Consider the following 13,608-nt stretch of genomic DNA (forward strand, 5'->3'; position numbering starts at 1 on the left):
ATCGTAGTAATGGTGTGCTGAATACTTGCCGGCCTATGGCGTTTCCTTCGCGTGCTTTGGTTTCGCGACGGTGCCGGTGATGCCCTGCCGCTCCAGGCTTGCGATCTGCTCCGCGCCCAGTCCAAGCACGCGGCTCAACACCGCTTCGGTGTGTTCGCCCAGCGTCGGCGCGACATTGCGGATGGGCACAGGGCCTGGCCCGGTCCTGAACCAGGCAGTGCTGCTGGTGTAGGTGCCGATATGGGCGCGCTCGACTTCGCACCAGAATCCGCGCGACCGCAGATGGGCGTCCTGCAGCACCTGCGACATGGGACGCACCACGCCAGCGGCGATCCCGGCCTGTTGCAGCAGGTGCATTGCCTGTTCGGCGTCCCGCGCCATGCACCAGGACCCGATCGCCTGCTCGATCCTGTCCGCCTCGGCGCGCCGCCCCGCTGCCTGCGCCAGCCGCGGATCGGCGGAGAGGTCCGCCCGTCCGATCGCCCGGCATAGCGCGGGCCAGTCCGCGTCGGTAACAGTCAGCACGATCCACGCATCGTCGCCAGCGCAGCGGAAGCACCCATGGGGCGCGTACATCGGATGGCGATTGCCCTGGCGCGGCGATACGGCGCCGGAGATGGACTGCTCCAGCATGAACGGCGCGGCCATCGGCAACATGGCCTCCACCTGCGACAGGTTGATGTGCCGCCCCTGCCCCGTCGCTTGCTGGGCAAACAGCGCGAGCAGGATCGCCGCGCCACCATTGAGGCCGCCGATCGGGTCGCCATAAGCGTATGACGTCATCGCCGGCGGGCCATCGGGGTGCCCCGTGTAGAGCGGCAGCCCGCTGGCCTGCTCCAGCGTGCCGCCGTAGGCGCGGGTATTGCTCCACGCATTGCCAAGCCCGAAGGCCGGCATCGACAGCATGACAAGCCGTTCGTTCCTGGCGCGCAGCGCTTCGTAGTCCAGCCCCAACTTTGGCAAGACCTCCGCGGAGTAATTCTCGATGACCGCGTCGGCGCCTTCGACCAGCTGCAGCAGCAACTGCTTGCCTTCGGGGCGCGTCAGGTCCAGCGTGATGCCCAGCTTGTTGCGGTTCATCAGGTTGAAGTTCGAGTTCTTCTCGTACAGCCTGTCCCGATAGAAAGCCTCAGTGAAATTGGCGCCGCGCCACCAGTCGGGATAGCCGGTACTTTCGACCTTGATGATCTCCGCGCCAAAGTCGGCCAGCGTCCGCGCCGCAAGCGGTCCCGCCCAGCCCATCGTCAGGTCGATGACGCGGATACCTTGCAGCGGCAAGCGCTCCCCTGCCGTTCGCCTGAGGCTCAGACGCGGGCGATGATCCAGCCCCGAGGTTCGATAGTGCAGGTCATGCTCGCCCTTTGCCGGCGCATTCCCGCCGGGCAGCGGACCCGCCGCGTCGAGGCGTAGCGGCACCACCGGGCCTTCAAACGACGCGCCGCCCACGCCGACCGGCACGAAGGCACCGCGCTGCCGATGCACTTCCTGGCCGAGCAGGGTCTCCATCGTCGGCACGATCACGGCGGGATGCTTCTTGCCGCCCAGGATCTCGAACCACTGCCGGGCCGTGCGCGCCAGGAACGCAGGCAGAAGCAGCGCGTCGATCTCGTCTGCGCGCGCCATCCGCTCCGGGCCGCTTGCGTAGCGCGGATCGCTGCCGAGGTCCGGACGCCCGATGGCCTCGCACAGGCCCTTCCACTGCGGCAGGGTGTGCGTAAAGATGCCGATCCAGCCTTCGGCGGTCTGGTAGATCCCGGCCGGATGCGTGCCGCAGAACCGGTTGACGCCAAGGCGCTGGAGCGGATGGCGCTTGTCCTGCACCATGCCGGCTTCCATCTCGACCACGCTGAAGATGGATTCGTGGGCGCTCAGCACATAGCGGCGGCTGCCCTGCCCGCTCCCGATCAGCGCCGCGGCGGCGGCCGAGAATGCGCTCAAGCCGACCACGATCGCCGACTGCACGTCGTGCGGCATGTGTGGCGGCCCATCTGCGGGGCCGCTGCCATGCACGGCGCCGGCAAGTCCGCGGCATACTGCTTCAGCGCCAGCGTAATGGCTGTATGGTCCGCTCTCGCCGAACCAGGTGAGTGCCACCTCGATCGGCTCTTGCCCCCGCGCTTCCTCGGCCATGCCCTGCCAGACCGGCGTGCCGAGGATGCCCGGGCCTTCAGCCAGCGCACGGGCATCCAGCACCACGTCGCACGTGCGCGCCAGATGGGCCAGCCATGCGCGGTCCTCGGCGTTACCGTCGTCCGCGGTGACGCTGCGCTTGTTGGTGTTCAGCCATGCAAAGAGCGCGCTTTCCGGCTGCGCGGCCCCCGCTGCGCTGACCATGGGCGGCATCCGCCGCCAGGCGTCGCCGGAGGGGCTTTCCACCTTGATGACTTCGGCGCCGAAATCGGAAAACAGCTTGCCTGCGTACGCCAGCGCAGGCCCGCTGCCGACTTCGAGCACGCGCAACCCACCCAGCGCCAGCTGCGCCGGGTCAATCCCATGCTTGATCATGAAAACTCCTGGCTCTGTCTGTGGACTCGTCAGGCACGGCGCTTACCACGCATCGATGAAGCCGCGGCGCTCCCTGCGGCTGCGCACTTCCGCGGAGGCGATGCCCTGTGCGATCCACTTCCGTGTCTGCGCGGGGTCGATCACCGCGTCGATCTCGACGGCGGCCGCGGTGTTGATCGCGTGGCCGCGCTCGTAGGACTGGGCCACCAGCCGGTCGAACAGCGCCTTGCGCTCGGGACCATCCGGTACGGCCTCAAGCTCCTTCTTGAAGCCCAGCCTGACCGCGCCTTCCAGGCCCATCGGGCCGAACTCGCCGGTCGGCCACGACACGGTGAAGCTGGCCGAGCGGAAGCCGCCGCCCGCCATGGCCATGGCGCCAAGCCCGTAGCCCTTGCGCAGCGTCACCGCCAGCAGCGCGACACGCAGCTTGGCCGCCGTCAGGAACATGCGCGACACGTGCCGCACCTGTGCGCGGGCCTCGACCTCCGGCCCGACCATGAACCCGGGGGTGTCGATCAGCGAGACGATCGGCAGCCCATGCGCATCGCACAGCTGCATGAAGCGCGACGCCTTGTCCGCGGCATCCGCATCGATGGCGCCCCCAAGGTGATAGGGGTTGTTGGCCATGACGCCGACGGGCTGCCCTTCCACGCGGGCCAGCGCAGTGTGGATGCCCGCGCCGAAGCCGCTGCGCAGCATCAGCACGCTGCCGGCATCGGCAATGCCCTCGATGGCCTTGCGGGTGTCGTAGACGCGCAGCCGGTTCTCGGGGACGACATGGCGCAGCGCCAGCGCCTCCGGTGCGCTCCAGTGCGCCACGCGGCCCTGGAACATCGACAGATAGTGCTTCGCTGCCTGCACGGCTTCGGCCTCGTTGTCGACCAGGATATCGACCACGCCATTGGCATGCTGCACCGATGCGGGCCCGACCTCTTCGGGGCTGAAGATGCCGAGGCCGCCGCCTTCGATCATGGCCGGTCCCGCCATGCCGATATTGGCCGACCGGTCGGCAATGATGACGTCGCAGCAGCCGAGGAAGGCCGCGTTGCCGGCGAAGCAGCGCCCCGAGACAATGCCCACCACCGGCACATTACCGCTCAGCTCGGCAAAGGCGGCGAACGACGGCTGGTACAGCCCGGATACCGAAGGGAAATCCACGTCGCCGGGCCGGCCGCCACCGCCTTCGCCAAACAGCACCAGCGGCAGTTCGTCGCGCAGCGCCACCTCCACGATGCGGTCGGTCTTGATATGGTTGCGCTTGCCCTGCGTGCCGGCCATCACCGTGGCGTCGTAGGCCATCACCGCGCTGCGCGCCCGATCCTTGCCGACCAGTTCGCCATTGATATTGCCGATGCCCGTGATCAGGCCATCCGCCGGGGTGTTGGCAATGAGGTCCTGCTGGCTGCGGCGCGAAGCCTGCGCGGCGAGTGCCAGCGCTCCATACTCGACGAAGGTATCCGCATCGCACAGGTCGGCGACGTTCTCGCGCGCGGTGCGCTGCCCGCGCGAGCGGCGCCTGGCGACGGCATCGGGGCGCGCGGCGTCATCCAGGTAGGCATGCCGGTCCAGCACGCGCTGCAGGTCCGCGCGGATCGCATCGGGATCGACCTGCTGGGCGGCAGCCACGGCGATGCCATCGGCCTCGAGCTGCTCCAGCACGATCAGCACCTGGTTTTCGGCGGCCAGCGCGCCCGGCTCCAGCCGCAGGTCGACCACGCGCCCGCCGCATTCCGCGGCGATGGCGTGCTCCATCTTCATGGCGTCGAGCACCGCGACGGTCTGCCCCGGCTTGACGATCTCGTCCAGCGCGACGGCAATCTCCACCACCCTGCCGGTCAGCGGCGCACGGATCGCCACCAGTCCCTCGCCGACCTCCTCTTCCGCATCGGCGTGGCGCGGCGCAGGCGCATGCGAAGCACGGGCCGGGCCGCCCAGCAAGGCTTCCTGCGCGCGCCCGGCCTGAGCGATGGCCTCCGCCGATGCGGTCAGCTCCTGCACGATCGCTTCGAAGTGCCGGGTATGGACATCCTGCGCGAGGAAATCGTCGCGCTGCACCAGCGCGCGCAGCAGGTCGAGGTTGGTCGGGACGCCGGCGATGCGGAACTCCGCCAGGCTGCGCTGCAGGCGCCGCACGGCCGCGTCGAACTTCGGCGCCGCGCTGCTGACGATCAGCTTGGCCAGCAACGTGTCGAAGTTGGGCGACGGTTCATAGCCGGCGTAGCCATGGGAATCGACGCGGACGTCGGGGCCCGAAGGCGGATCGAAGCGCTCCAGGCGGCCGTGCACCGGGCGCGCCAGGCCGTGCGCGTCGGTCATTTCCGCGTTGATGCGCACCTGGATGGCATAGCCGCGGGGTTGCGGCGGCGCAGCGGGGTCCAGGCCGAGATCGGAGAGGGTCTGTCCCGCGGCGATTCCGATCTGCAGCGCGACCAGGTCGACGCCGGTGACCTGCTCGGTGATGGTGTGCTCGACCTGCAGGCGGGGATTGGCTTCGATAAAGACAAAATCCTTCTGCTCGCCGGATTCGGTTTCCTCGACCAGGAACTCGAAGGTGCCCAGGCTCTGGTAGCTGACGCTGCGCGCCAGCCTGAGCGCCGCCTTGATGATCTGCTCGCGCAGCTGCGGCCTGAGCACCGGGCTGGGGGCGATTTCCACCAGCTTCTGGAAGCGGCGCTGCAGGGTGCAGTCGCGCTCGCCGAGGGCGATGACGTGCGCGCCGTCGCCGGCGATCTGCACTTCGATATGGCGCGCGCGGGCCACCAGCCGCTCGGCATAGACGGCATCGATGCCGAACGCCGAGCCCGCCTCGGAGCGGCAGCGCGCATAGGCTTCGGCCAGTTCTTCGCGCCGGCGCACCACGCGCATGCCGCGCCCGCCGCCGCCACCGACCGCCTTGATCACCACGCCCGCGCCGCCTTGCTGGTCGAAGAAGCTGGTGATTTCCTCGAGCGACGCTGCGCCGCGCGTGGCCGGCATGACCGGCACGTCGCTGTCGGCCGCCAGTTCCAGCGCCCGCCCCTTGTCGCCGAATAGTGCAAGCTGCTCGACGGTGGGGCCGATAAAGCGGATGCCGGCCTCGTGGCAGGCCTGAGCAAAATCGGCCCGTTCGCTGAGGAAGCCATAGCCCGGATGGATGGCATCGCAACCGGATGCTTTCGCCGCGGCAATGATGCCTGCGATGTCGATGTACGCAGCCGGCCCGGCACCATCGAGGGCAACGGCCTCGTCGGCCAGGATCCGGTGCAGCGCGCCCTGGTCGTCTTGCGAATAGACCGCGACGGTCCCGATTTCGAGATCGCGTGCGGCACGCAGCACGCGCAGCGCGATCTCACCTCGATTGGCGATCAACAGCTTCTTCAATGCAGTCTCCTCGTTTGTATTTCGATGTCTGTGCCGTGGGTGCCTGGCCGCTCAGGGCCGGATGCCGAACCGGCTGATGCCGGCTTCGCGCAGCGGCGCCGCCAGGTTGGCGAACTCGCACAGCAGCGTGCGGGTCTCGCGCGGGTCGATGATGTCTTCGATGACGAACGCTTCCGCGCTGCGGAACGGCGACGTCAGGCTGCGCACGCGCAGCTCGATCTCGGCGCGCTTCTGCACCGGATCGTCGGCGCCTTCGATCTCGGCCTTGTAGGCAACGTCGAGGCCGCCTTCGATCGGCAATGCGCCCCAGTTGGCGGAGGGCCACGCGTAGCGGAAATTGAAGCGCCCCATGTGCTGGTGGCCGGCCGCCGACACGCCGTAGGCACGGCGCAGGATCACCGAGCACCACGGCACCGTGGCCTGGTAGAGCGCCGACAGCGCGCGCACGCCGTAGCGCATGATTCCCGCCTTTTCGGCCTCGAGGCCCACCTGGAACCCGGCCGTATCGACCAGGTTGACCACCGGCAGGTGGAAGGCCTGCGCCATGTCGACGAAGCGCGTGAATTTCTCGGCGCTGGCGCTGTCCCAGCTGCCGCCATGGAAGGACGGGTCGCTGGCGATCACCGCCACCGGCCAGCCATCCAGCCGTGCCAGCGCGGTGATGACGGCGCAGCCCCAGTGCATGCCGATCTCGAAGAAGGAATCGGCGTCCACCAGCGCCTGCACGATGGGCCGGATGCTGTAGTCGGCCCGGCCATCCCGCGGAATTGCCGACAGCAGCCATTCGTCGCGGCGCGCCGGGTCGTCGTCGGGCTCGCTCCGCGGCGGCAGCTCGAAAACGGAAGGCGGCAGATACGACAGGAACCGGCGCGCGCGCGCGAAGGCTTCCTGCTCGGTGCCGACCTCGTCGTCCACCACGCCGTTGCGGGTGTGGATCTGGCTGCCGCCCAGTTCGTTCTTGCTCAGTTCCTCGCCCACGCGGGCCACCACCGACGGCGGGCCCTCGTTGAACAGTTGCGAGGTTTCCCTGACCATCGCCGAATAATGGCTGGCGGCCACGCGGGCCGCGCCCATGCCCGCCACGGATCCCAATGCCAGCGACACCACCGGCACCACGGACATGTTCTCCACCACGTGCTGCCAGACCTTCATGGTGGGGATGAGGGTATGGCCCTTGATCTCGATATTGCGCACCGAACCGCCGCCGCCGGTGCCGTCGACCAGCCGGATCATCGGCAGCCGCAGGTCGTGCGCCATCTTTTCGGCGTGGATCAGCTTGTCGCCCACTGCGCCTTCGTTGGCGCCGCCGCGCACGGTGAAGTCGTCGCCCACCAGCACCGCCGGCCGGCCGCCGACCTGCGCGCGGCCCATCACCAGGTTCGAGGGAACCAGGTCCACCAGCCGCCCGTTGCTGTCATAGCGGCCGCTGCCGGTCAGGCCCCCGACCTCGCGGAACGAGCCGGGATCGGCCAGGGCATCGATACGCTCGCGCACCGTCAGCTTGCCGGCCGCCTTGTGGCGTTCCACCTTGCCTTCGCCGCCCATCCGGGCGGCAAGCCGCCGGCGGTGGGCCAGTTCATCGATTTCGGGCTGCCAGCTCACTGTCCTCTCCTGTGTCTTTGCGCGGTACACGTGTCGCCAACACTCCGCAGGAGCCGTGCCAGCCACAGGGCGCTCGATTACGCGTTGATTTCATTGAATAAATACCGGGCCGCCGTTAGGATGTCCGTCACAAGTACACAGGCGTGTCCGCATCAGAGGCACGCATGGAGAGATCAAGTGTCCTCATTGACGACACATGACATCGACGAAATCGCGCTCGGGGTGCTGGTCTGTTCTCGCGACGGCTGCCGGCTGGCGGCGATCGGAGCCTGTACCGACCCGGCCATTGCCGACGCGGCGTTCACCGCATGCGCACACGCGCAGGCGCCGGGCGAGGGGCGCCGGCTTTTCCCCGTCGAGGCAGGCACGCGGCGCTTCATCGGCCTGAGCCTGGAAGACGGCGACCACCAGCTGATCCTTCTGCATCGCACCGACAGACAGGCCGTGCTGCTCGACTTCCTTGGCACAGTGCCTTTCGCCGGCGCGATCCTGGACCACTTCCTGAACGATCCCTACCAGGCCATCACCGTGGTCGACAAGGAGGGACGGGTGCGCTTCATCAGCCCCGTCCACGAGAAATTCCTGGGCCTCGACACCGGTGCCGGCATCGGCCGCCCGGCGGCCGAGGTCATCCCCAATTCGCGGCTGCCGCAGGTGGTGGCCAGCGGGAAGGCGGAGATCGGGCAGCTGCAGCAGCTCGACGGCGCCACCCGCGTGGTCAACCGCATGCCGATCCGCCAGGACGGCGAGGTGGTGGGCGCCATCGGCCAGGTCATGTTCAAGGGGCCCGAAGCCCTGGGCCGCATGCACAAGGAACTGGTCGAGCTGCGTTCGGAAGTGGCGCGTTACCAGCGCGAGTTTGATCACCTGCGCGACGGCTTGCCCGAGCGGCAGCCGACCTTTGGCCTGATCGGCGAAAGCGCGCCGATGCAGCGCCTGCGCCGCGAAATCCAGACCGTGGCACGCCTTGACGTGCCGGTGCTGATCCTGGGCGAAAGCGGCACCGGCAAGGAGCTGGTGGCCCGCGCCATCCACGGCGCCGGAGCCGAGCCGGCCAGCGCCCGTCCGCTGGTCAGCCTGAACCTGGCCGCCCTGCCAGCCACGCTGATCGAATCCGAACTGTTCGGCCATGCGCCCGGCGCCTTTACCGGGAGCCAGCGCCAGGGACAGGCGGGCAAGCTCGAGCTGGCAGCGGGCGGCACGGTCTTTCTCGACGAGGTCGCCGACATCCCGATGGAGATGCAGGTCAAGCTGTTGCGCGTGCTCGAAGACCACATGGTCGAACGCCTGGGCAGCCGCCGCGCGCAGCGGGTCGACTTCCGGCTGGTCTCGGCCACCAACCGCGACATTCCCGAGCTGATCGATGCCGGGCGTTTCCGCCTCGACCTGTACTACCGGCTCAGCGGCGTGGTGCTGCGCATTCCCGCGCTGCGCCAGCGGCGCGAGGACATCCCGGCTCTGCTGCAGCATTTCGTCGACGCCTTCTGCGCGCGCAACGCCATGCCGGCGCCAGGCATCGACCACGAAGTGGCGCGCCACCTCGCCGGCCAGCCCTGGCCCGGCAATGTGCGCCAACTGCGCCAGCGCATCGAGGAAGCGCTGGTCTTCTGCGATGGCCGGACGCTGCGCGTAGCGGACTTCGCACGCGGCGAATCGGCGCGCGGGCTATCGGGGCTGGAAAGCCAGCCCCCTGTGCATGCGGCCGGGCAAGCGCATCGATATGAGGCTTCCGCGGCGGACGAGCTGCCATCGCCCTCTTCCGCACTTCGCACGCCGGGCGACCCGGCCGCGGGCATGAAGGAACTGGCCTATGCCGCGGTGATGGACGCGGTCGCGCGCCATGGCGGCAACAAGAAGCGCGCAGCCGAGCAACTGCGGATCTCCCGCTCGCACCTGTACAAGATCCTGGAACGCGGACCGAACCCGTCGCAATCGAAATAGGTGCGCGCCACCCGGCTGAAGTTGCCGCCCACCGGGTCGCCAGGCGCCCTATCGGCACCGTCGCCGATGTCGATAGAATGTGCGTCGACCGATCGCGACCGGGCCTGACCAGCGCCTGCATTCATGAGCCCGTCGCATACGAGGCCTTCGTGCGCGAACTGCGCCATGACTGACCAGCGCCCGCTCGAGCGCCATTGCGGGCTGCAACCGCTTTCTGCCCGGAGCGTTTAGGCGCCGGGCGATTCAACATAGGAACTGCACATGGAAACATCGAAGCCCCTGGACAATGGCCGCGGCCTGCTTGCGCGCCTGCATATTTCCACGCCGATCATCCAGGCGCCGATGGCAGGCGTCGGCACGCCCGCACTGGCGGCTGCCGTGTCCGAGGCCGGCGGCCTTGGTTCGCTCGGCGTCGGTGCCATGGACGCCGAGGGCGCGCGCAAGGCGATCCGCGAGACCCGGGCACTGACCGGCAAGCCGTTCAATGTCAACCTGTTCTGCCATGCGCCGGCCCAGCCCGATCCCGCGCGCGAAAAGACCTGGCTGGACTATCTCACCCCGCACTTCCTGAAGCACGGCGGCACGGCCCCCGCCACGCTGCGCGAAATCTACAAGAGCTTCGTCGAAGACGAGGACATGCTGCGCATGCTGCTGGAAGAGAAACCCGCAGTCGTGAGCTTTCATTTCGGGCTTCCCGCGCAGCAGAAGATCGATGCCCTGCGCAGCGCGGGCATCGTGCTGCTGGCCAGCGCGACCTCGTTGCAAGAGGCGCGCCAGATCGAAGCGGCGGGCATCGACGCCATTGTCGCGCAGGGCATCGAAGCGGGCGGCCATCGTGGCGTGTTCGATCCGGCCGCCTACGACGAGGGCCTCGGGACGCTGGCGCTGGTGCGTGTCCTGGTGCAGAAGACGAGCCTGCCGGTGATCGCAGCCGGCGGCATCATGGATGGCGCGGGCATTGCCGCGGTATTGGCGCTCGGCGCGCAAGCGGCGCAGCTTGGCACCGCATTCATCGCCTGCCCCGAGACGGCGGTCGACGCCGCCTATCGCAGCGCCCTCGCGGCGGACAGCAAGCGCCCCACCACGCTCACGCGCGCCATCTCCGGCCGCGCCGCCCGGGGCTTTGCGAACCGCCTCACGGCACTGGGCGAGCATCCGGACGCGCCCGCCATCCCCGACTACCCCACCACGTATGACGCCGGCAAGGCGCTCCACGCTGCCGCCAAGGCCACGGGAAGCGCCGACTATGCGGCCCAGTGGGCGGGACAGGCGGTGCCGCTGGCGCGAGCGCTGCCCGCGGCCGAACTGGTCGGACGGCTGCAGTCGGAACTGCGGGACGCGATCGCGCGCCTGGCCTCTCTGCAACACGTGGCCGCCTAGCATCGCCGTGCCGGCCGCCGTGTCAGCGATGCAGCGGGCCGGCCGGCGTGATGCCTTGATCTTGCAGCAGGGATGCCGATAAGGTTGGGTATGCCTAAATCAGGTGGCCGGACCGCTCACGTAAAACATCTTTGGTGATGCCTTCCATCACTGCCGGTGAGGGATGAGAACCCCGCGAAATCGCCCGGCGCACGCGAAAAAAGGTCAATGGAAGCGCTGCAAACCGGAGCGTCCTATTCTGATACAAGGGCCCGGCAATCGGCCTATGTGCCCGCACAGGCACCTTGCCTCTCCTGATTTCCCCCGCGCGTGTGACCATGCGTCCCCTGCTGCAAGCCCGCCTCGTCAATGACGTCTTCGGCGACCCCGTCCTGTTCGTCGACTTTCTCGACGAACGGCGCGCCTTGCTCTTCGACCTGGGCGACATCACGGCGCTGATGCCGCGCAATCTGATGCGCGTGTCGCATGTGTTCGTCACGCATACCCATATGGATCACTTTTCCGGCTTCGACCACCTGCTGCGCGTACTGCTCGGGCGCAAGCCGTCCATCGCGCTGTACGGCGGGCCTGGGTTCGTGGCGCAAGTCGGGCATAAGCTGCGTGCCTATACCTGGAATGTCGTGCACCGCTACGATCTGGAACTGGTCGTTGAGGCGTTCGAACTTGCACTGGATGGCCACATCCGCAGCGCGCGGTTTTCAAGCCGGGACCGCTTTGCCAGTGTGGCAGTCGCGACGACTGAGCAATGCGGCGATATCGTGCATGACGAGACAACATTCCGAGTGCGCGCCTGCTTTGTCGACCACGGCATTCCCTGCCTGTCCTACATCGTCGAAGAAAAGGTCCGGCTCGGCGTCGACAAGGAGCGCCTTGGCGCATCGGGCATGACAAAAGGCGCGTGGCTGCGCGAGCTTAAGCATGCGGTCCTGACCGGTGCCCCCGTCGACACGCCGATTCCCGTGCAATGGCGCGACAGCGGCGGCGACCATGCGGTAACGCGAACGGTCGGCGAACTAAGCCGCCTGATCCTTGACGCCGAGCCTGGCCAGCGCATCGGCTATGCGACCGACCTGCGCGATACCAGCGACAACATGCAGGCGCTGTCGAACCTGATGCAGGGCGTCGACCATCTCTTTATCGAGAGCGTGTTCCTGGAAGCGGATCGCGCCCACGCCCTGCGCAAGAACCACCTGACCGCCGCCCAGGCTGGCCGGATCGCGTCCTGCATTGGCGCCCGCGCGGTGACGCCGTTCCATTTCTCGCCGCGTTACCGTGGCCGTGCGGAGGAGATGGCCAGTGAAGTGCAGGCGGCCCGGGAGCACCTGCGACGTTGAGCAGCCGCATCAACCCTTATCGAATCGCGTCATGACCAATACCCATCGCACCGAAGCCGACCTGCTTGGCGAACGCCAGGTGCCTGCCGATGCCTACTACGGCGTCCACACCCTCAGGGCCTGGGAGAACTTCCAGATCAGCGGCACCCCCATCTCATCGTGGCCGGAGCTGATCATTGCGCTGGCCTCCGTCAAGCAGGCCGCCGCCGAGGCCAATGCCGAACTCGGCCTGCTGCCCGCCACGCTGCGCGACGCCATCCTGGCCGCCTGCCATGACGTGCGCGAAGGCAAGCTGCACGACCAGTTCATTGTCGACACGATCCAGGGCGGCGCCGGCACATCGACGAACATGAATGCCAACGAGGTCATCTGCAACCGCGCGCTCGAGCACATGGGGCACCGCAAGGGCGAATACCAGTTCCTGCACCCGAACGAGCACGTGAATATGGCGCAAAGCACCAACGACGTCTATCCAACCGCGCTGCGCATCGCCACGTATTTCGCCATCGAGCACCTGCTCGAAGCGATGGAAGTCCTGCGCGCCGCGTTCGACCGCAAGGCGACGGAGTTCTCCGGCCTGCTCAAGCTTGGCCGCACCCAGCTTCAGGATGCGGTCCCGATGACGCTCGGCCAGGAATTCTCCACCTACGCGGTCATGCTCGAGGAAGACATGGCGCGCCTGCGCGAAACCGCTTTGCTGATCCGCGAAATCAACCTGGGCGCCACCGCGATCGGCACCGGCATCACCGCGCATCCCGACTACGCGCCGAAGGCCCTGGCCGCGTTGCGGCGGATCACGGGCATCGACCTGTGCCTCGCGCCCAACCTGGTGGAGGCCACGCAGGATTGCGGCGCCTTCGTGCAGATCTCGGGCGTGCTCAAGCGCATTGCCGTCAAGCTGTCCAAGACCTGCAACGACCTGCGGCTGCTGTCGAGCGGGCCGCGCGCGGGCTTCGGCGAGATCAACCTGCCGCCGATGCAGGCGGGCTCGTCGATCATGCCCGGCAAGGTCAATCCCGTCATTCCGGAGGTTGTCAACCAGATCGCCTTCGAGGTGTTCGGCAACGACACCACCATCACCTTTGCCGCGGAGGCCGGCCAGTTGCAGCTCAATGCCTTCGAGCCGGTGATTGCCGCCAGCCTGCTACGCAGCTTCCGGCACCTGACCAATGGCTGCCAGACGCTGGCGCAGAAGTGCGTCGACGGCATTACCGCCAACCCTGAACGCTTGCGCGAAACCATCGAGCGCTCGATCGCCCTGGTGACCGCGCTCAATCCCGTGATCGGCTACAAGAACGCGACCTCCGTCGCCGCCGAGGCCCATGCCAAGGGCACCACCATCCGCGAAGTGGTGCTGGCGCGGGGCCTGATGACCGCCGAAGCGCTCGACGAGGCGTTGCGGCCCGAAACGCTGATCCGGCCCCGTGCGGACAAGCTCGCCGACAAACCTGCAGACAAGCCCACCGGCAAGCCATGAACAGGATTC

Annotated in this window: 7 protein-coding genes; 4 read left to right on the forward strand and 3 right to left on the reverse strand. The window is 67.9% G+C overall.

What is annotated here, in order from left to right:
* Positions 1-33: 33 nt before the first annotated feature.
* From E1J61_RS06335 to E1J61_RS06345, 3 genes are read right to left on the reverse strand one after another with little or no spacing between them, the layout of a single operon-like run.
* On the reverse strand, positions 34-2,505 hold the full coding sequence (locus E1J61_RS06335; protein ID WP_133093274.1) for a CoA transferase: 2,472 nt from the start codon (positions 2,503-2,505) through the stop codon (positions 34-36).
* A gap of 42 nt (positions 2,506-2,547) precedes the next feature.
* Positions 2,548-5,865, reverse strand: a complete 3,318-nt coding sequence (locus E1J61_RS06340; protein WP_133093275.1) for a carboxyl transferase domain-containing protein — start codon at positions 5,863-5,865, stop codon at positions 2,548-2,550.
* Between the two features lie 51 nt (positions 5,866-5,916).
* Entirely contained in the window at positions 5,917-7,467 is a 1,551-nt protein-coding gene (locus tag E1J61_RS06345) for an acyl-CoA carboxylase subunit beta (protein WP_133093276.1), read from the reverse strand.
* A 177-nt stretch (positions 7,468-7,644) separates the two neighbouring features.
* Between E1J61_RS06345 and E1J61_RS06350 the strand changes: the two genes are divergently transcribed.
* From E1J61_RS06350 to aspA, 4 genes are all read left to right on the forward strand, one after another.
* Complete coding sequence (locus E1J61_RS06350) at positions 7,645-9,408, forward strand: sigma-54-dependent Fis family transcriptional regulator (protein ID WP_133093277.1); 1,764 nt, start codon at positions 7,645-7,647, stop codon at positions 9,406-9,408.
* 261 nt (positions 9,409-9,669) lie between these two features.
* On the forward strand, positions 9,670-10,788 hold the full coding sequence (locus tag E1J61_RS06355) for a nitronate monooxygenase family protein (RefSeq protein WP_133093278.1): 1,119 nt from the start codon (positions 9,670-9,672) through the stop codon (positions 10,786-10,788).
* 317 nt (positions 10,789-11,105) lie between these two features.
* Entirely contained in the window at positions 11,106-12,122 is a 1,017-nt protein-coding gene (locus tag E1J61_RS06360; protein WP_133093279.1) for an MBL fold metallo-hydrolase, read from the forward strand.
* Between the two features lie 31 nt (positions 12,123-12,153).
* Positions 12,154-13,599, forward strand: a complete 1,446-nt coding sequence (aspA, locus tag E1J61_RS06365; RefSeq protein WP_133093280.1) for an aspartate ammonia-lyase — start codon at positions 12,154-12,156, stop codon at positions 13,597-13,599.
* Positions 13,600-13,608: the final 9 nt, after the last annotated feature.

The sequence above is a fragment of the Cupriavidus sp. L7L genome, from assembly GCF_004353535.1.
GTDB classification, from domain to species: Bacteria; Pseudomonadota; Gammaproteobacteria; order Burkholderiales; family Burkholderiaceae; genus Cupriavidus; species Cupriavidus oxalaticus_A.

Bases quoted from the DNA above. Each gene is read 5' to 3' on its own strand.
- E1J61_RS06335 (WP_133093274.1), bottom strand. From the start codon at position 2,505: ATGATCAAGCATGGGATTGACCCGGCGCAGCTGGCGCTGGGTGGGTTG.
- aspA (WP_133093280.1), top strand. From the start codon at position 12,154: ATGACCAATACCCATCGCACCGAAGCCGACCTGCTTGGCGAACGCCAG.
- E1J61_RS06360 (WP_133093279.1), top strand. From the start codon at position 11,106: ATGCGTCCCCTGCTGCAAGCCCGCCTCGTCAATGACGTCTTCGGCGAC.
- E1J61_RS06355 (WP_133093278.1), top strand. From the start codon at position 9,670: ATGGAAACATCGAAGCCCCTGGACAATGGCCGCGGCCTGCTTGCGCGC.